17 protein-coding genes are annotated in these 20,789 nt (G+C 45.9%); 15 read left to right on the top strand and 2 right to left on the bottom strand.

From position 1 onward, the window contains the following. Window positions 1–273: 273 nt before the first annotated feature. Genes topA through LZG74_RS18640 form a run of 4 tightly spaced genes read left to right on the top strand, consistent with a single transcriptional unit; the run spans window position 274 to window position 5,375 of the window. Complete coding sequence (topA, locus tag LZG74_RS18655) at window positions 274–2,736, top strand: type I DNA topoisomerase (protein ID WP_233798037.1); 2,463 nt, start codon at window positions 274–276, stop codon at window positions 2,734–2,736. A 34-nt stretch (window positions 2,737–2,770) separates the two neighbouring features. Further along, window positions 2,771–3,457, top strand: a complete 687-nt coding sequence (locus tag LZG74_RS18650; RefSeq protein ID WP_233798036.1) for an NAD-dependent deacylase — start codon at window positions 2,771–2,773, stop codon at window positions 3,455–3,457. Then, entirely contained in the window at window positions 3,457–4,338 is an 882-nt protein-coding gene (locus LZG74_RS18645; RefSeq protein WP_233798035.1) for a bifunctional 5,10-methylenetetrahydrofolate dehydrogenase/5,10-methenyltetrahydrofolate cyclohydrolase, read from the top strand. The genes LZG74_RS18650 and LZG74_RS18645 overlap by 1 nt, the downstream gene beginning before the upstream one ends. A 17-nt stretch (window positions 4,339–4,355) precedes the next feature. Continuing rightward, the gene (locus tag LZG74_RS18640; protein ID WP_233798034.1) at window positions 4,356–5,375 is read left to right on the top strand and encodes a helix-turn-helix transcriptional regulator; all 1,020 of its coding nucleotides are present in this window, start codon (window positions 4,356–4,358) and stop codon (window positions 5,373–5,375) included. Between the two features lie 15 nt (window positions 5,376–5,390). On the opposite strand, the gene LZG74_RS18635 is transcribed toward LZG74_RS18640, so the two are convergent. After that, window positions 5,391–6,164, bottom strand: coding sequence for a hypothetical protein (locus LZG74_RS18635; RefSeq protein WP_233798033.1), 774 nt, complete (start codon window positions 6,162–6,164; stop codon window positions 5,391–5,393). Continuing rightward, the gene (locus LZG74_RS18630; RefSeq protein ID WP_233798032.1) at window positions 6,157–7,242 is read right to left on the bottom strand and encodes an AMP-binding protein; all 1,086 of its coding nucleotides are present in this window, start codon (window positions 7,240–7,242) and stop codon (window positions 6,157–6,159) included. Before LZG74_RS18630 ends, LZG74_RS18635 begins: the two co-directional genes overlap by 8 nt. A 113-nt stretch (window positions 7,243–7,355) precedes the next feature. On the opposite strand from LZG74_RS18630, the gene menB reads away from it, so the two are divergent. The 11 genes from menB (at window position 7,356) to dnaK (ending at window position 20,645) form a co-directional block, all read left to right on the top strand. Further along, window positions 7,356–8,180 (top strand): 1,4-dihydroxy-2-naphthoyl-CoA synthase, encoded by an 825-nt coding sequence (gene menB / locus LZG74_RS18625; protein ID WP_082216399.1) that lies wholly within the window; start codon window positions 7,356–7,358, stop codon window positions 8,178–8,180. Between the two features lie 54 nt (window positions 8,181–8,234). Next, complete coding sequence (locus LZG74_RS18620; RefSeq protein WP_026631514.1) at window positions 8,235–8,645, top strand: EVE domain-containing protein; 411 nt, start codon at window positions 8,235–8,237, stop codon at window positions 8,643–8,645. Further along, window positions 8,635–10,215: a hypothetical protein gene (locus LZG74_RS18615; protein ID WP_233798031.1), complete on the top strand. Its 1,581-nt coding sequence runs from the start codon at window positions 8,635–8,637 to the stop codon at window positions 10,213–10,215. Before LZG74_RS18620 ends, LZG74_RS18615 begins: the two co-directional genes overlap by 11 nt. Before the next feature lie 68 nt (window positions 10,216–10,283). Continuing rightward, a complete protein-coding gene (locus LZG74_RS18610) occupies window positions 10,284–11,171 on the top strand; it encodes a class I SAM-dependent methyltransferase (protein ID WP_233798030.1) in 888 nt (295 codons plus the stop codon). Next, entirely contained in the window at window positions 11,164–12,360 is a 1,197-nt protein-coding gene (locus LZG74_RS18605) for a lipopolysaccharide assembly protein LapB (protein ID WP_233798029.1), read from the top strand. Before LZG74_RS18610 ends, LZG74_RS18605 begins: the two co-directional genes overlap by 8 nt. Before the next feature lie 59 nt (window positions 12,361–12,419). Next, window positions 12,420–14,363, top strand: coding sequence for a threonine--tRNA ligase (thrS, locus tag LZG74_RS18600; protein WP_233798028.1), 1,944 nt, complete (start codon window positions 12,420–12,422; stop codon window positions 14,361–14,363). Window positions 14,364–14,476: 113 nt separating this feature from the next. Continuing rightward, window positions 14,477–15,028: a translation initiation factor IF-3 gene (infC, locus tag LZG74_RS18595; RefSeq protein ID WP_051350250.1), complete on the top strand. Its 552-nt coding sequence runs from the start codon at window positions 14,477–14,479 to the stop codon at window positions 15,026–15,028. Between the two features lie 179 nt (window positions 15,029–15,207). Beyond that, a complete protein-coding gene (gene rpmI / locus LZG74_RS18590) occupies window positions 15,208–15,402 on the top strand; it encodes a 50S ribosomal protein L35 (RefSeq protein ID WP_026631509.1) in 195 nt (64 codons plus the stop codon). Window positions 15,403–15,504: 102 nt separating this feature from the next. After that, window positions 15,505–15,849 carry a 50S ribosomal protein L20 gene (gene rplT, locus LZG74_RS18585; RefSeq protein ID WP_026631508.1) on the top strand — a complete coding sequence of 115 codons (345 nt, stop codon included), beginning with the start codon at window positions 15,505–15,507 and terminating at the stop codon, window positions 15,847–15,849. Between the two features lie 148 nt (window positions 15,850–15,997). Further along, entirely contained in the window at window positions 15,998–18,544 is a 2,547-nt protein-coding gene (locus LZG74_RS18580) for a phosphocholine-specific phospholipase C (RefSeq protein ID WP_233798027.1), read from the top strand. Between the two features lie 187 nt (window positions 18,545–18,731). Further along, window positions 18,732–20,645, top strand: coding sequence for a molecular chaperone DnaK (dnaK, locus tag LZG74_RS18575; protein WP_233798026.1), 1,914 nt, complete (start codon window positions 18,732–18,734; stop codon window positions 20,643–20,645). Window positions 20,646–20,789 lie beyond the last annotated feature (144 nt).

The following is a 20,789-nucleotide window of genomic DNA, read 5'->3' as shown; positions in this document are numbered from 1 at the left end:
GTACGAATTTACGGCATAAGCTGAGGCTTGCCTGCCGCTTTTCACTACTATTTAGCATCATTATATACTAAGGACGCATTTAAATAACCTCGCCCTTAAAGTTTTTGTTCTTACAGCCGGGATATTTGAGAAATTATTTCAAATACGCCCAACAGGGACTGCCGCATTATCGGCGATTTTAGATTACCTTTTCAGCAGCGCTTTGATTTTTTGCAGGATTGTACCCTATATTTGGACATTCAAAGTGCTACAAGATCCCTTAAATCCAAAGTTATGTCAAAAAATCTGGTGATCGTAGAGTCACCGGCGAAGGCCAAAACCATTGAAAGTTATTTAGGAGCAGATTTCACCGTCAAGTCAAGTTTCGGGCACGTTCGTGACCTTCCGGAGCATGATATGGGTGTGGATGTTGAGCATGGTTTCCAGCCTTCTTATGAAATTTCCGCTGATAAAGTAAAGGTGATATCCGAGCTTAAAAAACTCGCCAAGGGCGCAGAAGTATGGCTCGCAACGGATGATGACCGCGAAGGAGAGGCGATTTCGTGGCACTTGAAAGAAGCCTTGGGGTTACCCGACGACACTAAAAGAATTGTGTTCAGGGAGATTACGAAAACTGCTTTACAAAATGCGATTTCCAAACCGCGTATAATAGATGTAGATCTGGTGGACGCGCAGCAGGCGCGCCGGATCCTGGACAGGCTCGTAGGTTATGAGCTTTCCCCGGTGCTCTGGAAAAAAATAAGAATTGGTAAATCAAACCTTTCGGCCGGACGTGTGCAATCGGTTGCGGTCCGTATCATTGTTGAAAGGGAAAGGGAAATCGATGCGTTCAGAAGCAAAAGCAGCTTCAAAGTGACTGCGCATTTTGATCTTGGAAATGGCAAAGTCCTGAATGCAGAATTGGCGAAGAACTTTCCGCAGGAAGAGGATGCGATGAAATTCCTCGAAAAATGCATCGGCGCACAGTTCTCAATTAAAAGCCTTGAAGTTAAACCAGCCAAAAAAACACCAGCACCGCCATTCACAACTTCTACATTACAACAGGAAGCATCCCGTAAGCTGAGCTTTTCCGTAGCGCAGACCATGACCGTTGCACAGCGGCTCTATGAGGCAGGTAAAATTTCCTACATGAGAACGGACTCCACGAATTTGTCGGAGGAAGCATTGGAAAAAGCACGGGTTCAAATTACGAAGGAATACGGACAGGATTATTACAATAAAAGGATATTCAAGACCAAAAACGAGTCGGCGCAAGAGGCTCACGAAGCCATCAGGCCAACTGATTTTTCTACATTAAATGGCAGCAGCGACCGCAATGAGCAGCGCTTGTATGAGCTGATCTGGAAACGTGCCATCGCATCACAAATGTCGGATGCGCAACTGGAACGCACAACAGCAACCATTTCTATTTCAACTACTTCCGAAGAACTCGTTGCACAAGGTGAGGTGATCAAATTCGAAGGTTTCCTGAAAGTATATATGGAATCCAGCGACGATGAAGGCGATGAAGAGCAGAAAGGAATGCTACCTCCGCTAAACATTAACCAGATCCTGAACCTGGCAGACATGAAAGCGACGGAACGCTTCACAAGAAACCCGCCCCGCTATACTGAAGCAAGTTTGGTCAAAAAACTGGAAGAAATGGGCATCGGACGTCCATCCACATACGCACCAACGATTTCTACCATATTAAGGCGCGAATACATTGTAAAAGAAGACCGCCAGGGAACGGAACGCGATTTTAAAGAACTGACGCTGGCTAATAACCAGATCAACAGCAAGGTAAATAAAGAAATTTACGGCTCGGAAAAGGCAAAACTCTTTCCTACCAGCACCGGAATGGTCGTGAATGACTTCCTGGTAAGTCATTTTAATGACATTATTGATTACTCTTTTACGGCTAATGTTGAGAAGGATTTTGACCACATTGCCGAAGGCCAGCTCGAATGGCGCCAGATGATCAAGAACTTTTACACGCCATTTCAGAAGAAAGTAACCGAGGCAAACGAAGAAGCCATCGACCGCAGCCTCACGTCGCGCGATCTGGGCGAAGATCCTGCAACGGGCAAAAAAGTGTCCGTAAGGATTGGTAAATATGGCCCTTATGTGCAGATCGGTGATGCGGAAGATGAGGAAAAACCAAAATTTGCGAGCTTGATGAAAGGTCAGCTGATGGAGAACATTACGCTGGAAGAAGCTTTTGAATTATTTAAACTGCCACGCGAAGTAGGTTTGTACGAGGAGAAAGAACTGATCGTCAACATCGGAAAATTCGGTCCATATGTAAAGCACGACGGCAAATATTATTCTCTGGCAAGAACAGACGATCCAATGGCTGTCACCGAAGACAGACTGATCGAAATTATCACTGAAAAACGCTTACAGGACAGCAACAGGACCATTAAAGAGTTCGCCGAAGATCCGGACGCGAAAGTGCTGAATGGTAAATACGGACCTTACATTGCTTTTGGAAAAAAGAATGTTAAAATTCCGAAAGGAACAGAACCGGCATCGCTTACTTATGAAGAAGTGGTGAAGCTGGCGGCAGAGACACCGGACAAGCCTGCGGGAAGATTTGGCAAGAAACCGGCGGCTAAGGCGGCTGTTGTAAAAGCACCGGCAGAGAAAAAGGTGGCGGAGAAAAAACCGGCAGCCAAAAAACCGGCGGCTAAAAAAGCAGCGGCGAAACCGGCGGCTAAAAAGCCCGCAGCACCCAAAGCAGCGAAAAAGAGCTAATATTAAATCAGTTACACACTAGAAAATAAAGATCATGAAAAAACTTGTAGTGCTGTCCGGAGCGGGCATCAGTGCCGAAAGCGGGATCAGCACATTCCGCGACAATGGCGGTTTGTGGGACAACTTCCGCATTGAGGATGTGGCCACCCCGGAAGCCTGGCAGCGTAACCAGGAACTTGTGCTGGACTTTTATAACCAGCGCAGAAAGCAGGCTGCGGACGTGAAGCCCAATGCTGCCCATTATGCGCTCGTGGAGTTGGAAAAGGATTTTGACGTAACCATCATTACCCAAAACGTCGATAACCTCCACGAGATCGCCGGTTCTTCAAACGTAATTCATTTGCATGGCGAGCTTTTCAAATCCAGAAGCACGAAGAACCCTGACCTGGTTTATGAAATGTCATCCTGGGAGCTAAAAACGGGTGATCTCTGTGAACTTGGGAGCCAGCTGAGGCCGCACATTGTTTGGTTTGGAGAGGAAGTCCCGATGATGGAAATCGCGATGGATGTTACGGAACAGGCTGACATCTTTGTGGTTGTCGGCACGTCGCTGGCAGTTTATCCGGCAGCCGGACTCGTGCATTACGTCGGCGCGGACAAGCCCATTTATATTATCGATCCTGCAAAACCCGATATCAGCCTTAAACCCAACATGACATTCATTCAGGAAAAGGCGACTACGGGAATGGAAATTCTTATCAAAAATATTATCAGTCAATAATGCAGTTACTAGACGGGAAAGCGATTTCATCCCAAATTAAGTTTGAAATAAAAAACGAAGTGGAAGCCTGGGTGGCCGGTGGTGGCAAAAAGCCGCATTTGGCCGCCATACTCGTTGGTGCAGATGGCGCAAGCGAAACCTATGTAGCATCCAAGATCAGAAGCTGTGAAGAAATTGGTTTCACATCAACATTACTGAGATTCGGGCCTGAAATAAGTGAAAAAGAACTTTTGGATGCAGTAGAAGGATTAAATAATGATCCGGACGTGGACGGATTCATTGTGCAGCTTCCCCTACCCAAACATATTTCTGAAAACACCATTATGGAAGCCGTTAGTCCGGCTAAGGACGTGGATGGTTTTCATCCGGTGAACGTGGGCAAAATGTGCAAAGGCTTGCCTGCTTACATTTCGGCAACTCCGTTCGGGATATTGGAAATGCTGATTCGCGCCAAGATCGAAACCAGCGGAAAACATTGCGTAGTGATCGGCCGCAGCCAGATCGTGGGGTTGCCGATGAGCATATTAATGCAGCGTAATGAATATCCGGGCAATTGCACGGTAACCATTACACATTCAAAAACACAGAATCTGAAAGAAATTTGCCAAACCGCCGATATTTTGATCGTTGCCCTGGGCCGACCAGAATTTGTGACCGCTGATTACGTTAAAGAAGGAGCAGTAGTGATTGACGTGGGCATTACGAGAGTTGTGGACGAGACCAAGAAAAGCGGTTTTGCGATCAAGGGTGACGTTAACTTTAATGACGTGGCGCCAAAAACGAGCTACATTACGCCCGTTCCGGGAGGCGTTGGTCTGATGACCATTTGTGGGTTGCTAACCAACACTTTCAAAGCTGCTAAGAAGGAAATTTACCAATAACCTGAAAGGCATTCATCATGAGCATCGTCAGCAATAATATCAAATATCTCAGGAGGCTGAATGGCCTGACTCAGGAGCAATTTGCAAGAAAGATCGCGATAAAACGCTCTCTGCTTGGCGCTTACGAAGAGGCCCGTGCCAATCCAAACCTGACCAATTTAAAAAATATGGCGGCGGCGTTTGGCATTACAGTGGATAACCTGCTCAAAAATGACCTCAGGAAATTAAGGGAAACGCCGGATATGTCCTTGCCCATGAATGCCGGTCGGCCTATGACGGTGTCGCATTCGGGCAATGCGCCTGCTCCATCGCAGATCCGCATCCCGGCTTTTTCGGAACCGCAGCCTTTGTCAAAAATCATTGAAAAATATCAGCAGCCTGAACCGGAGATCAGAATGGTTTCCAAGCAGGTTAATTTTAAGCCTGTAAATGGCGAGCCACAGAACCAGCCAGCTATACAAAACACGGCAGCGAGCGCTCGTCCTGATTCACAGCTGCCTGTTTTTAACAACCAATTCCAGGGCAGCCAGTTTAATACACAGGTTGAGGAAAAAGTAGTTAACTATCCTACCATTCAATGGGTTGCAAAAGATTTACAGCAGGAATATCTTGCTAACTTTCAAAATCCGGGCTACCTGAACCAACTTCCCGTTTTCCAGCTTCCTAACCTGCCTATGGGCTATTACCGGGCCTTTGAAAGCGGTACAGACTTTGCCTACCCGGGTTCTATCCTGGTGGGAACATTCGTGAGGAATTGGTATGACATTAAGGATGGTATGCAATACATGTTTGTCCTGCGTGGCCACGGATTCGTTTACAGGACTGCATTTAATCAGGTTAAAACTTCGGGAATGTTGCTTCTGACATCCGATATGGCCGAGTTTGAAGAATTAGAGGTTCCTTTGCAGGATGTGCAGGAAGTTTGGGAAGTGAAGGCATTTGTAAGTTTGCAACTGCCTACACCGCAGCCTTCACTGGAAAGGGTCAGCCTGCTGGTAGATGAGTTGCAGCAGGAACTGAACCAGTACAGATCTTAATAATTTGAACAACAATTATTTGGATAAAGAATTGAACAAAGCTTCAATTTTGTCTAAATCCCGGCTTTTTGAGGTTGTTTCAAGGATCGCCACGCCCATTTGATACCAAAGTCCGTCTCCGGCAGTAATGTATTTTCCCTTTTTAGAAGGCTTTTTGTCCGAAGCATTATCAGGAACGAACTCGGCCTTATAAACCGTGTCCATAACCTTTTGCAATTGCGACCATTCCAGTTTCCGGGCCGGCGCTTTATCCTTTACCAATGTGAACGATTTTTCTGCGAATGATGCGCGCAGGTCCAGCTGCTTCTGATTATCGCCGTCAATTTCGAGGTAAGTAAGCTCAAATGGCATCTCTCTCCCACCCGCTTCAAAAACTGCCTGCATAAACTCCTGTAAGAAGTACGACCAGCGTTCCTTATCGACCGGATAAATAGTAACCATTTTACCATTCTCGTCGAGCTCAATTTCTACAAAATCCTCAAATTCACTTTCTTCTCTTTTTCTGATGATTTTGGAAGAAGTCATAATGTCCTGAAACTGCGCGATCCAGATCGCGGGAACATTACCTTTCCAGGCGTAATCATCATCCGGTGAAAAACCTTCGTCCAGCAGATCGTCCTCATCCAACTCATCGCGATCCAGATATTTAATGTCAAAATCCACCGTAAGCTGGTCCTTCGCAACGATATCGAGTTTTAATGTATAAAAATGCGAATAAGGGGCCGGAACGACGGAGGCTGTTTGAAAACGAATGATGTAGTAACCGGGGATCTGAATATTCTTATCCATTTTGAGATGCTAAAAGTTGTTGGACCGTGCGCCGCTTATCGACCTTGTCCGTGGTTGTTTTATTAAAATGCTGCACAAAGTAAACATGTTTCGGCGTTTCATAGGCGGAAAGGCTTTTTCTAATTTCTTCAATCATGTCCTTTGCCTGAAAAGTATTCGCGGTTCCCTCAACAACCAGGATCAGTTTCTGCCCCAGTTTTTCATCCGAAACGAACCAGTTAAAAAATGCATTCCCGATCTTTAAATCATAAAACACTTTGCCTACGGTCGCGTCCACTTTGTCAAGAACGATCTTAACGCCTCCCGAATTGATCACATTATCAGCCCTTCCGATCCATTTGAATGTATCTCCGGCAATCTCAACCAGATCATTCGTCTGGACAACTTCACCATTCGTAACCGGCCCGGAAATGTGCAGGCAGCCGCGATCGTCTGTGCCATAAACAATGTTGGGCAGGAATTGGTAATCTTCGGAAAAATTTTCTCCGTTCAACTTGCGCAACGCAATGTGCGAAACCGTTTCGGTCATCCCGTAACTTTGGTAAACCGGAACGTTCAATGATTCAATTTTTCTTTGCAGCGAAACATTGACAGGCGCTCCGCCCAAAAGCACTGTTCCTAATCTGTTCACCTGATTTTCTGTCTTTGGATTTTCAAGGATAGCGCCCAGTTGCAACGGCACCAAAGGAGTGAAATCGAATGTATCAAGCCTGTTAACGTCCAGCAACGGATTGGCGGACGGTTCAATGACCGTCAGATCCCAATCCAGCTCCATCCCGCGGACAAGCATCATCAGGCCCGCTATATAATGTACATTCAGACAAACGAGCGCGCGCGTCCCTGAACGAAGGCCCAGCGCCTTGCCCGTCATGTTTGCACTTGCGATCAACTGGCTTCGGTGAATTAGGATCGGTTTGGGCGTCCCGGTCGAGCCGGAAGTCTGTAATGTGAAGGTTTGCTGGCCATTCATCCAGGATTGCATGAAATCATATGCCTCGGCAAAGTAGGAATGCTCCGGCCTTTCCTGCGTTTCAATTGCGCTTATACTTGTGTTCCAGGGCATTGGAAAGTTATTCATTTGTTTTTGAAGGAAACCCAAACAATCTGTAATTTCGCAGATTGTTGCGAACGAGTTAACGGCCGTTATAGTTAACTTTTTAACGCCAGATTATTCATTTACATTCCGAATTTATGTCAAGCTCAATCCAGTGGGAAACCATTAAAGAATACGAGGAAATCCTTTTTACGCTTCACGAAGGCATTGCAAAAATAAGCATAAATCGCCCGCATAAACACAACGCATTCACGCCGCTCACCGTTACCGAAATGATCGACGCGATGCACATTTGCCGCGAAGACACGCGTATCGACGTTATTATTTTAACCGGCGAAGGCGGAAAAGCATTCTGTTCCGGCGGCGATCAGTCCGTTCGCGGGCATGGCGGTTACATTGGCGATGACCATGTGCCGCGTTTGAATGTGCTGGATCTGCAACGCATGATCCGCTCTATTCCTAAGGCAGTTATCGCTATGGTGGCAGGCTGGGCCATAGGCGGCGGACACGTGCTGCACGTGATCTGCGACCTTTCTATTGCGGCTGAAAATGCGCGTTTCGGACAAACAGGCCCAAAGGTTGGGAGTTTCGACGGCGGCTTTGGTGCATCTTATCTTGCACGGGTTGTGGGACAGAAAAAAGCACGCGAAATCTGGTTCCTATGCGATCAATATGATGCGCAGGAAGCATTGCAAATGGGTTTGGTAAATAAAGTCGTTCCTTTGGAAGACCTGGAAACGACAACGGTTGAATGGTGTAAGAAAATCCAGGAAAAGAGTCCATTGTCTATCCGGATGCTGAAAAGCTCGTTCAATGCGGAACTGGATGGACAAGCCGGAATTCAGGAATTGGCTGGCAATGCAACATTGCTTTATTATCTGAGCGAGGAAGCGAAAGAAGGCCAGAAATCGTTTCTTGAAAAAAGAAAACCCGATTTCAGCAAATACCCGAAATTTCCCTGATCGCAAGATCCATCTCTGAAACCAACAAATTCGTTTAAAACCTAACTGAAATTCATGAACCATTGGCTTGTAAAAAGTGAACCGAATAAATATTCCTGGGACCATCTTGTAGCAGAAAAGGAAGGCATGTGGGACGGCGTCCGGAATTTCGCCGCACGTAACAACCTGATGGCCATGAAGAAAGGCGATCTGGTGCTTTTTTATCATAGCAACATTGGTAAGGAGGTTGTGGGTCTGGCCAAAGTTTCAAAAGAACATTATCCCGATCCAACGATCGATACGGGTGACTGGGTGGTTGTTAACGTGGTCCCGGTGGAGCATTTTCCTAAAACGGTCACGCTCGAACAGATCAAGAAGCATGATATTCTCAAAAATATGGAACTGGTGCGCTTGTCCAGACTTTCGGTAGTGCCGGTTAAGCGTGAAGAATTCGACATTATTGTTGCATTGGCACATGAATCTTAATTCCATTTCTGCACTTCGTCAGATCTTGTTGCTTTTTAGCCTTGTTACAGCATCATTGCTGGCTGCTGCACAAGGTGTTAAGAGGATAGAGTTGCCTTTATCAGGTAATATGGCTTACCAGACGGTGCCGCTCGGCGCGCAAGGCGTCTTGCTCATTTCCAAACCTGAGAAAGGCACATTCAATGTTCAAAAATTTGATACAAACCTGGAACGCGTTTGGTCGATTGACGGGCCTATTGAATCCAATCTGGACTATATAACCTCCTCCTACGATGGCCAGGCTGTGTTTTTGCTTTTCAGCAAATACCGCAGTTCCTTATATCAGATCGTGAAAGTGAATGTCGGGCCGGGCTTTGTGGAAACATTTACGATCAACACACTCGATCGTTTCGAGATCACTGATTTCAAAACATTGGGTTACTCCGTTTTCATGGCCGGAATGGTCCGCAATGAGCCAGTTTTAATTCTAACACAGCTCAGGACATCCCAAACGAAGGTTTTGCCCTCGGCTATCAAAGGCTCTAATGCCATTCAGACCGTTGAAGTGGACACGGCGCATCATTTGGTGAATGTTTGTTTCGCAGTAAAAAAAGGAAGGCAGACCCGCATTGTGGCTCGTTCGTATGAAGAAACCGGTGAGCTTTATGCGCAGGTTTCCGTGGATCCCGAGGATGATTATTCGTTGCTGAGCGGCAGGTTACAAGTGCTCAACGACTCCGTAAGGGTCGTAATCGGCACATATGGCTACCGGAACATGCAAAGCACGTCCAATGCGGCTTCGCAAGGACTTTATATCAGCAAGATCGTGGGGGATGAGCCGGTTTTTACGCGTTACCACAGCTTTACCGAGTTTAAGAATTTCTTCAATTTCATGAACGAGCGGCAGCAGGAAAAGATGGAAAAACGCATTCGCAAGAAGAAAGAAAGCGGCGATGATCTGAAACTGAATTACCGATTACTAGTGCATGACATTGTTCCGAAAAACGACAATTTCCTGTTGGTAGCAGAGGTTTTTTATCCTGAATACCGTTACCAGAACCCCATGATGATGGGCGGCATGGGTTATGGCAGCATGATGGGTTATCCCTTTGGAATGGGCCTTTATAATCCTTACCTATGGAACCCGATGTACGGCGGACGCGGCGGCTATAACCAGCAGGTTTTTGATGGCTTCACTTACACACATGCTGTGGTGGCCGATGTGGATGAAAACGGAAAATTGCTTTGGGACAACAGCATTAATTTTGATAATGTGAAAAGCATGGAGCTGCGCGAGAAGATCAAGGTGCAGACTTTTACCAATGGTAACTCACGCCTGGTTTATAGCCATAACGGCGCCATCCGGAGCAAGATCATCAAAGGGAACCAGGTGGTGGACGGCGATCGTGTTATCCCGAACGAGACCAATGTCGAAGGTGATAAAGTAAGAAAAACCAGCACCGACGACATCGATTACTGGTATGAGAACTTTTACCTGGCATGGGGCGAGCAACGCATTATCAATGCAGCCGGCGATCCGCAGTCCAGAGGAAGGCGCAATGTATTTTATTTAAACAAAATCGCATATTAAAACCATTGCCCCATTGCCCATTCCCGTAGGCTTAAGCCAACGGAAATTTTTTAAAAATTTATATTTTCATGATTCTATTATCTCCGGAGCAACATACAGATTACGAATTGATTGATACCGGCGGCTTTGAAAAGCTTGAACGGTTTGGTCCATACATTTTATCGCGCCCTGAACCACAGGCGATTTGGGATAAAACCCTTTCTGAGGCTGAATGGGAAAAGCGTTCAAATGCGGTTTTCAAAAAAGATAAAAATTCTCAGGAAAAAGGTCAGTGGATTGCAAAGGACGGCATGCCGGACAAGTGGGTTTTTCAATATCGGACCAAAGAACTGCACTTGCGCTCGAAACTGGCATTGTCCTCTTTTAAGCATGTCGGCGTGTTTCCTGAGCAGGCAACAAACTGGGACTACATTGCCAAAAAGCTGAAACAGATCCCGGAAACGAAGCCTTCTGTCCTTAATCTGTTTGCTTATACAGGCATTGCCTCACTTGCAGCAAAAGCTTCCGGCGCGGATGTTACCCACGTGGATTCGGTAAAACAGGTGATCAGCTGGTCGCGGGAAAACATGGACCTGAGCGGATTGGATAACATTCGCTGGGTTGTGGAAGACGCATTGAAATTTGTGCAGAGAGAAGTGCGCAGAGGCAATCAATATAATGGCATTATTCTGGATCCGCCCGCCTATGGTCGCGGTCCGGATGGCGAGAAGTGGCTTTTGGAAGAAAGTCTGAATGAGATCCTGAAACTTTGCGCGTTACTTTTGAAGAAGGAAAATTTCTTTTTTATCATCAATTTATATTCTTTGGGCTTCTCGGCGCTCATCGTGGAGAATTTGATCAAAGCACATTTCGGGACGCAGATTCACCATGAATTTGGCGAGTTGTTTATCCCGGATTCTTTTGGCAAAAACCTTCCATTAGGCGTATTTTCAAGATTCTCGGACCAGAATGTCTAAAACTTTCGAACGCATATTACTGTTGCTTTGCATTGTGCTGACCGGGCTAATTCAATCCTGCCAGAGCGATGCCAGAAATTCCACGCGCATTCCGCCCGTAGTGAAGAAATCACATGAGCAATGGCAAAATGACGCTTTACTTTCTCTTACCGAGCTCATTAACCGCAGCATTGATACGGATCAGAATTATTTCAAACGGGCCCGCATCTATTTTGAAAGAGAACAATATACGGAAGCGCTTGACGACATTAACGAATCTATTTACGAGCAGGAAAATGTAAGTGAATATTTTTTGCTACGTGGAAAAATTAACCGCGAGCTTGGTGAGATCGATAAGGCCTTGGAGGATGCACAGCGTGCGGAAGCGTTACAGCAAAGCAGTCCCGAGTTGTATGTGTTGCTAGCAGACGTCCTGCAAGCCAAGGGACGTTTCCGGGAAGCGGTTAATTATCTGAACCAAGCATTGAAAATGGCTCCTTATGATGGCTCTGCCTATTATGTCAAAGGCATGTTGCAGGCGCGGCAGGGAGATTCGCTGGCCAGTCTTTCCAGCTTCAAATACGCCATGAATGTGAATCCCAAGCTTTTCAGGGCTTATGAGCAGAGCATTATTATATTAAGAAAACTAAAAAATCCCGCTGAAGCACTTACCATCAATGATAAGGCCATAAAGCGTTTCCCTAATGTGCCCGGCCTTTATTTTGAACAGGGGGAAATTTTCAATGCCCTGGCGAGACCAGATACGGCATTACTTAGTTACCAGAAGGCAGTCGCGCTGAAACCGACCTATGAGGAGGCGCTGATGCGCGTCGCGACAGTTGGAACGCAATTGAAAGAATATTACAAGGCGATCCGGGCATTAGAGCAGCTTTTGAAAATAAAGCCTAAGTCCAAGGATATCAATAATATGCTGGGTTATGCCTATGAAAAAGCAGGCGATTATACCAAAGCTGTGGACTATTATTCTACCGCGCTCGTGCTAAGCCCGGGTGACCAGAGTGCCCGAAATGGCCTCTGGCGCATCAGAAGAGAGGAGAATACAGACATTTACTCCACTTATGATCCCAATGAAAGCGCCAGCTCCGGCTATAAGCTGCTGGACACATCCCGGGTTAAAATTAACGTTATAAGGCCGAGAGGAACTACAAATATCCGTGTAGACTCGTCTCGAAAAGCTAAAATTGAATAGATTTGTACTTTGTGGCCCTCACAAGCCTTTGATTAATTGTCATTGAATTAAATTTTTGAATGGAAGACGCGTCTCAAGTAAAAATTACCCTGCCCGACGGAAGTGAACGGTTTTACCCAAAAGGTATAACTGCCATGGGCATTGCGCTCAGTATCAGTGAAGGTTTGGCCCGTAATGTAATCGCAGCCAAAGTGAACAATGAGGTTTGGGACCCTACGCGTGAGATCACGCAGGATTCCCTCGTGAAATTGCTCACCTGGAACGACGAAGACGGTAAATCAACATTCTGGCATTCTTCTGCCCACTTGCTGGCGGAAGCATTGGAAGCATTGTATCCGGGTGTAAAATTCGGGACGGGGCCGTCGATAGAAAAAGGTTTTTACTATGACGTTGATCTGGGCGATAAATCGATCTCACAGGATGATTTTCCAAAGATCGAAGCAAAGATGCTTGAACTGGCGCGTCAAAAAAATGAATATGTCAGAAAGCCCATCAGCAAGGCGGATGCTCTGGAACTGTTCACCCAAAAAGGTGACGAATACAAACTTGAACTCATTGATGGCCTGGAAGATGGTTCCATCACATTATACGAACAAGGCGGCTTTACCGACCTTTGCCGCGGGCCGCACATTCCCAACACCGGCTTCATTAAAGCAGTTAAGCTAACCAACATAGCTGGTGCTTACTGGCGTAACAAGCAGGAAAACAAAATGTTAACCCGCATTTATGGGATTACTTTTCCGAAGCAAAAAGAATTGGAAGAGTATGTAACATTGATGGAGGAAGCAAAAAAACGTGATCACAGAAAACTGGGAAAAGAGCTTGAACTATTTGCTTTCTCAGAAAAAGTGGGTCAGGGACTTCCGTTGTGGCTGCCCAAAGGCGCTATGCTTCGCGAGCGTCTTCAGTCGTTTTTGAGCAAAGCGCAATCTCGTGCGGGTTACCTGCCGGTGATCACGCCCAACATTGGCAGCAAAGAACTTTATGTTACTTCCGGCCACTGGGACAAATACGGCAAGGATTCTTTCCAGCCAATCAAAACACCTAATGTGGGTGAGGAATATTTGTTGAAACCAATGAATTGCCCGCATCACTGCGAAATATACAAAACCTCTCCCCGCTCCTACAAAGATTTGCCATTGCGGTTCTCGGAGTTTGGAACGGTTTATAGATACGAGCAAAGCGGTGAATTACACGGACTTACACGCGTTCGCGGATTTACACAGGACGACGCACACATTTTCTGTCGGCCGGATCAGGTGAAGGAAGAATTTGTTCGCGTAATTGATTTGGTATTATATGTTTTCAAATCACTTGGTTTCGAGGATTACAGCGCGCAAATCTCGCTCCGTGACCCGGACGATAAAGTGAAATATATAGGAAAAGACGAAGATTGGGAAAGAGCTGAGAATGCGATCATTGAAGCCGCTCAGGAACGAGGGTTAAGCACCGTAACCGAACTTGGCGAAGCAGCATTCTACGGCCCGAAACTCGATTTCATGGTGCGTGACGCATTGGGCAGAAAGTGGCAGCTGGGCACGATCCAGGTAGATTACCAGATGCCGAAACGTTTCGGCCTCGAATACACCGGTTCTGATAACCAGAAGCATCAGCCGGTTATGATTCACCGTGCACCGTTCGGTTCAATGGAGCGTTTCATTGCGATCCTGATCGAAAACACGGCCGGGCAGTTCCCATTGTGGCTTTCACCGGATCAGATTGCTATTCTGCCGATCTCTGAGAAATTTGCGGATTATGCGGAAGACGTTTTCTTCCAGTTGCAGGATCACGACATTCGGGGTTTTGTGGATCACCGCGATGAGAAGATCGGTCGCAAGATCCGGGACGCGGAAGTTACCAAGGTTCCTTTCATGCTGATCGTCGGCGAGAAAGAGGCAGCAGAGGGCAAATTGTCAGTCCGCAGAAAAGGCGAAGGCGACCTGGGAAGCATGACAATAGCGGATTTTGCGAGCTTTTTCAAGAAAGAGGCTGCCATAATTTGATGATTTTCTAACTTTTTGTTATTATTCCGGCACTAAGGCACTATTTTTGTGACAGCAGTGTTAACTTTTTTGACTTTTACCAACAAAACCCAAAGTACACCAAACCAAGTTATATGGCATTAAGACCCCCGAGTGGACGGTTAAGAGTTCCCGAAGAACCTTATAAAATAAACGAACGGATTACAGCAAAAGAAGTACGTCTGGTTGGAGAAAATATTGAACCAGGTATAGTTGATATCAATACAGCCCGAGCTCTTGCAAAGGCGCAAAGCCTTGATTTAGTTGAAATTGCGCCAACGGCAGTTCCGCCAGTTTGCAAAGTGGTAGACTATTCAAAGTTTAAATACGAGCAGAAGAAAAAGCAGAAAGAGATCAAGGCGAAGGCAATGAAAGTTGTCATCAAAGAGATCCGCTTCGGCCCTAATACGGATGATCACGATTTTGATTTTAAATTAAAGCATGCGATAAATTTCCTTAAAGAGGGTTCGAAAGTAAAGGCTTATGTGCATTTCGTTGGCCGTACCATTGTATTTAAAGAAAGAGGTGTAAATCTGTTGAACAAATTCTCAGAAGCGCTTTCAGAATATGGTAAGGTTGAAATGGAGCCAAAACTGGAAGGAAAGAGAATGACGATCATTCTGGCACCTGCTCCTGCTAAAAAATAGATTTTTAAATTCGGTTACCGAACCGGTGTTTTGTTAACCCGGAAGGAATTTACTGATATATATAATGTTTGACTGGATCGTGTCTTTGACTTTGTCAGGGACACGATTTTCATTTATGAAACATTTTGGCTAATTTCGCGCGCTGTTTTATATTTTATCAATTAATAATTTTTTGAATCATGCCTAAAATGAAAAGCAACTCTGGTGCTAAAAAGCGTTTCGCGCTGACCGGCACTGGAAAAATCAAACGTAAACACGCGTTTCACAGCCACATCCTGACAAAGAAATCAAACAAGCGCAAGCGTGGATTGGTTAAAACTGGTCTGATCGATGTGTCTAATGTTAAGCAGGTGATGGCTATGCTCGCGAAATAAGTCGCAGCCATTAATTAGAATACCAATTCTGGTTTTTTGTTCAACCCGATAGAAGGCATTTCAAGACTCATCAGAGCGCCGACCATCAAAAACAGTTAAATTATGCCACGTTCAGTAAATCACGTTGCGTCACGTGCAAGACGTAAAAAAGTATTAAAACTCGCGAAAGGCTATTTCGGCCGTCGTAAAAATGTATGGACAGTAGCTAAAAACGCAGTAGAGCGCGGTTTGGCATACGCATACAAAGGTCGTAAGCAAAAGAAACGTAATTTCCGTGCATTGTGGATCCAGCGTATCAACGCGGGAGCACGTCTTCACGGTTTATCATATTCTGCTTTCATCGGCAAGCTAAGTGCATCAGGCATCGAGCTGAACCGTAAAGTTCTCGCTGACTTGGCGATGAATCATCCGGAAGCATTCAAAGCGATCGTTGATCAGGTAAAATAAAACAGCATCCCGCCTTAACGGCGGGATTTTTTTTGCCCTTTCGGTCCGCTCTTAACATTAAAATAATTCTTCGAATCCAAATCGGTGGTACTTTAGCAGAAATAAGCGGTAATATAAAACGTTACCAAAACCTATTCCTGATAACACCATGGACTCTAGAAGAGAATTTATAAAAAAGGCAACCATGCTCACCGGAGCAGCTGGCATGTTCAGCGTGTTGCCGGCTTCCATACAAAGGGCACTCGCTATTGATCCCAAAAAAGGAAGCACTTACCTCGACGCCGAACACGTGGTGATCCTGATGCAGGAAAACCGTTCTTTTGACCATTGCTACGGCTCTTTGCGAGGTGTTCGCGGCTTTAATGATCCCCGCGCAATCACTCTTCCCAATAAAAATCTGGTCTGGATGCAAACCAATGCATTTGGCGAAACCTATGTTCCGTTCCGGCTGAACATGCGCGAATCGAATGCAACCTGGATGGGTTCCCTACCCCATTCCTGGCCCAACCAGGTGGATGCGCGCAATGATGGAAAATATGACAAATGGCTCGTTGCGAAGCAGCCGGGCCATAAGGATTATGCCAAAATGCCGTTGACACAAGGTTTCTATAACCGGGAAGACATTCCATTTTACTATGCACTGGCGGATGCTTTCACCGTGTGCGACCAGAATTTCTGTTCGTCACTTACTGGCACGACGCCAAACCGGCTTTATCTGTGGTCGGGGACTGTACGTGAGAAATCGGGGCCGGAACATTATGCCAATGTCAGAAACGAAAATGTGACGGATGATAAGGAAGCATCATGGATGACATTTCCCGAACGCCTCGAAGACAATGGCATTTCATGGCGCATTTATCAGAACGAACTTAGTATAGATACAGGCTTGACGGGCGAGGAAGATTCCTGGCTGGCCAATTTTACGGATAATCCGATTGAATGGTTCAGCCAATATCAGATCCGTTATCACACAGGTTATCAGAAATACCAAAAAGCAAGATTAGCTGCGCTTCCGAACGAAATTAAAGAAACGGAGGCGAAACTGGCGAAAGCTGAAAAGGGAACAAAAGCAGCGACGGATCTTGAAAAGTCCCTGACTGCAAAGCAAAAGGAGCTCACGTTTGCAAAAGAAGAACTCGAAAAATGGACGCCTGAGAACTATGAAAAGCTCTCACAACGCGCCAAGAACATTCACGAGAAAGCCTTTACAACCAACAAGAATGACCCGGATTATCGCAAGGTAACCACCGTAAAATATCACGACGGCGACATTGAACATGAAGCCAAAGCACCGCAAGGCGACATCCTGCACCAGTTTCGAAGCGATGTAAAAAGCGGCAAACTGCCAACCGTCTCCTGGCTCGTGGCACCCGAAAATTTCTCCGACCACCCCACCTCCCCCTGGTATGGAGCCTGGTATGTTTCGGAAGTAATGGATATCCTGACCGCTGATCCCGAAGTTTGGAAAAAAACCATTTTCATCCTTTGCTACGACGAAAATGACGGCTATTTCGATCACGTTCCGCCTTTCGTGGTTCCCAATCCTTATAAGGAAGACACCGGCGCAGTTTCCGAAGGCATCGATTGCAAAACGGAATTTGTGACGATGGAGCAGGATATGACCCAAAAAGAGAAGAAGGAATGCCGGGAAAGTCCGATCGGACTCGGCTTCCGGGTTCCGCTGGTCGTGGCCTCGCCCTGGAACCGTGGGGGCAATGTATGTTCAGAGGTTTTTGATCACACTTCCATTTTGCAGTTTTTGGAAAAATTCACGAGTCATAAGTCCGGCAAAAAGATCGAAGAAACCAACATTAGCGCATGGCGCAGGACGATTTGCGGCGACCTGACTTCAACATTCTCGCCTTATGAGGGTGAAAAAATTGCTTTGCCAAAATTCCTCGCCCGCAATGAATTCATGGAGGGCATTTATAATGCACAGTTTAAAAAGCTGCCCAGCACTTACAAAGCATTGTCCAAGGCAGACATCGAGAAGATCAACAAAAACCCGTTGAACTCGTCCCTGATGCCAAAACAGGAAAAAGGAACGCGTCCCTCCTGCCCGCTTCCGTATGAATTGGCGGCTGATGGTAACTTCAACTCTGCCAAAAATGCATTTGAGATCAAGCTCGAAGCCAAAAATGGCATATTCCGCGACAAGGCTGCTGGCGCTCCTTTTATGATTTATGCGCCTGGAAAATACAAAAATGAAGATGTTAAGGTCTGGAATTATGCAGTAAAAGCCGGCGATGCGCTTACCGGGTCGTGGAAACCAGAGGATTTCGAGGGTGGGAAATATCACCTGCGCGTTTATGGCCCTAACGGCTTTTTCCGGGAATTTCAGGGCAGTAAGGCCACGGGCAATCTAAAAGTTGGATTTAACTATCAACTGGACAAAAACGGCAAACCAACCGGCAGCATCGAGCTAAAAATAGAAGGCGATAAGCAAACAGCGAAAAGTGCTTTCCTGATACAGGATAATGCTTATGGCGCTAATAATCAACTTGTAACATTAAATAATGATGGCCTTGCAGGAATGTTTGAAAAAATACTAATCCTGAATCTTGATAAAAGCTTCCAATGGTATGACTTCTCGGTCACGCTGGAAGACCAGCCCGATTTCCTGGTGCGCCTTGCAGGCCACGTTGAAACCGGCCGAATCAGCACGAGCGATCCGCTTATGGGCGACCTAGCCTAAGCAACTTCAACCTCAGGAAGTGTCAGGCATTATTCAGCCTGACACTTTGTCACTCCCCTTTTATTCATTTGTTTCTGGTACGGGCTTTTTAGTAAAGCCTCTGAGCAACTGTTGCGGCAAGCGTCAAGCAATAACCGCGGCAGCGAATTAGTCAGAATCAAATTATACTTAACTTTAATATAGAACAATGGGAAAAATTATTGGCATAGACTTAGGAACAACGAACTCCTGTGTGGCTGTCATGGAGGGTAACGAGCCGGTTGTAATTGCAAACAGCGAAGGTGCCCGTACAACCCCTTCAGTGGTTGCATTCATGGATAATGGTGAACGCAAAATCGGTGCACCAGCCAAACGCCAGGCGATCACGAATCCCAAGCATACTATCAGCTCCATAAAAAGATTTATGGGCAAAAAATACGATGATGTAACAAGTGAGCAAAAAACTGTTGCATACACCGTTGATAAAGGTCCAAACAACACGCCTCGTATCCCCATCGGAGACAGGTTATATACGCCACAGGAAGTGTCTGCATTCATTTTGCAGAAAATGAGACAAACTGCCGAAGATTATCTTGGTCAGGAAGTGACAGAAGCGGTTATTACAGTTCCTGCTTACTTCAATGATGCAGAACGTCAGGCTACAAAAGAAGCAGGTCAGATTGCAGGTCTTGATGTGAAACGTATCATCAACGAGCCTACTGCTGCTGCACTTGCTTACGGTTTGGACAAGCAACACCTTGATATGAAAATCGCTGTGTTCGACTTAGGTGGCGGTACTTTCGACGTTTCGATCCTTGAATTGGGTGACGGCGTTTTTGAAGTAAAATCTACGGATGGCGATACACACCTTGGTGGTGACGACTTTGACCAGGTAATCATTAACTGGCTTGCAGGCGAATTCCAAAAAGACGAAGCTGTCGATTTGAGAAGAGATGCAATGGCTTTGCAACGTTTGAAAGAAGCTGCGGAAAAAGCAAAAGTGGAATTGTCAAGCTCAACACAAACTGAGATCAACCTGCCTTATATATTCCCGGTTGATGGCATTCCAAAACACCTTGTACGCACATTAACCCGTGCGAAATTCGAGCAGCTTGCTGATTCATTATTCCTGAGAATGATGGAGCCTTGCAAGAAAGCAATGAAGAATGCAGGTTATACCAATAATGATATCAACGAGGTGATTCTGGTTGGTGGATCTACGCGTATTCCTCGTGTGCAGGAAGAAGTTGAAAAATTCTTCGGCAGAAAACCTTCGAAAGGCGTTAACCCGGATGAAGCTGTGGCAATTGGTGCTGCAATTCAGGGTGGTGTTTTGACAGGTGAAGTAAAAGATGTACTTCTTTTGGACGTTATTCCATTGTCATTGGGTATCGAAACATTAGGCGGTGTATTTACCAAACTGATCGAAGCCAACACGACAATTCCGTCTAAAAAGACAGAAACATTCTCTACTGCTGCTGATAACCAGCCTTCTGTTGAGATCCACGTGTTGCAAGGTGAGCGCCCGATGGCAAATCAGAACCGTACATTAGGACGTTTCCACTTGTCCGACATTCCACCGGCACAACGCGGAACACCACAGATCGAAGTGACATTTGACGTGGATGCAAACGGTATCCTGCACGTTTCTGCCAAAGATAAAGGCACAAACAAAGAGCAGAAAATCCGTATCGAAGCTTCAAGTGGTTTGACAGATGCAGAAATCACCCGTATGCGTGAAGAAGCTAAAGCAAACGAAGCAGCGGATAAAGCTGAACGTGAAAAAATCGAGAAAATCAATGCTGCTGACAGCCTGATCTTCTCTACTGATAAACAACTGAAAGAATTTGGCGACAAGCTTTCTGCTGGAAACAAATCAGCGATTGAAGGAGCATTAGCCGAATTGAGAACTGCGCATCAAAGCCAGGATCTTGCAGGAATTGACTCTTCAATGGAGAAACTGAATGCCGCATGGCAAGCTGCTTCTCAGGAAATGTACGCACAAGGTGGTGAGCCTCAGCCGGGCGGACCAACTGGTGAACCGCAAGGTAACCCAGGCGCCGCAAACGGAAGCAGCGCAACCGACGACGTGACGGACGTTAATTTTGAGGAAGTCAAATAATAAGGCAACTTTAAAATCCCCGTCTTTAACCAGATGGGGATTTTTTTTACACGCAAATTTTTTAAAAGTGTGTAATTAAGACCTGCTTGAAGAACAAAAAAGACCAGTCGTTTCTGGCATTAATTTTTACCCTATCCAATCAGC

This window comes from Dyadobacter sp. CY327 (genome assembly GCF_021390415.1).
Taxonomy (GTDB): Bacteria; Bacteroidota; Bacteroidia; order Cytophagales; family Spirosomataceae; genus Dyadobacter; species Dyadobacter chenhuakuii.
This window is presented reverse-complemented; position numbering and strand designations above follow the sequence as displayed.

Excerpts from the sequence above, each read along its gene's own strand:
- LZG74_RS18605 (WP_233798029.1), top strand. The coding sequence starts at position 11,164 with ATGTCTAAAACTTTCGAACGCATATTACTGTTGCTTTGCATTGTGCTG.
- LZG74_RS18610 (WP_233798030.1), top strand. The coding sequence starts at position 10,284 with ATGATTCTATTATCTCCGGAGCAACATACAGATTACGAATTGATTGAT.
- LZG74_RS18650 (WP_233798036.1), top strand. The coding sequence starts at position 2,771 with ATGAAAAAACTTGTAGTGCTGTCCGGAGCGGGCATCAGTGCCGAAAGC.
- LZG74_RS18615 (WP_233798031.1), top strand. The coding sequence starts at position 8,635 with ATGAATCTTAATTCCATTTCTGCACTTCGTCAGATCTTGTTGCTTTTT.
- LZG74_RS18645 (WP_233798035.1), top strand. The coding sequence starts at position 3,457 with ATGCAGTTACTAGACGGGAAAGCGATTTCATCCCAAATTAAGTTTGAA.
- thrS (WP_233798028.1), top strand. The coding sequence starts at position 12,420 with ATGGAAGACGCGTCTCAAGTAAAAATTACCCTGCCCGACGGAAGTGAA.
- LZG74_RS18630 (WP_233798032.1), bottom strand. The coding sequence starts at position 7,242 with ATGAATAACTTTCCAATGCCCTGGAACACAAGTATAAGCGCAATTGAA.
- topA (WP_233798037.1), top strand. The coding sequence starts at position 274 with ATGTCAAAAAATCTGGTGATCGTAGAGTCACCGGCGAAGGCCAAAACC.
- menB (WP_082216399.1), top strand. The coding sequence starts at position 7,356 with ATGTCAAGCTCAATCCAGTGGGAAACCATTAAAGAATACGAGGAAATC.
- rpmI (WP_026631509.1), top strand. The coding sequence starts at position 15,208 with ATGCCTAAAATGAAAAGCAACTCTGGTGCTAAAAAGCGTTTCGCGCTG.
- LZG74_RS18620 (WP_026631514.1), top strand. The coding sequence starts at position 8,235 with ATGAACCATTGGCTTGTAAAAAGTGAACCGAATAAATATTCCTGGGAC.
- infC (WP_051350250.1), top strand. The coding sequence starts at position 14,477 with ATGGCATTAAGACCCCCGAGTGGACGGTTAAGAGTTCCCGAAGAACCT.
- dnaK (WP_233798026.1), top strand. The coding sequence starts at position 18,732 with ATGGGAAAAATTATTGGCATAGACTTAGGAACAACGAACTCCTGTGTG.
- LZG74_RS18640 (WP_233798034.1), top strand. The coding sequence starts at position 4,356 with ATGAGCATCGTCAGCAATAATATCAAATATCTCAGGAGGCTGAATGGC.
- LZG74_RS18580 (WP_233798027.1), top strand. The coding sequence starts at position 15,998 with ATGGACTCTAGAAGAGAATTTATAAAAAAGGCAACCATGCTCACCGGA.
- rplT (WP_026631508.1), top strand. The coding sequence starts at position 15,505 with ATGCCACGTTCAGTAAATCACGTTGCGTCACGTGCAAGACGTAAAAAA.
- LZG74_RS18635 (WP_233798033.1), bottom strand. The coding sequence starts at position 6,164 with ATGGATAAGAATATTCAGATCCCCGGTTACTACATCATTCGTTTTCAA.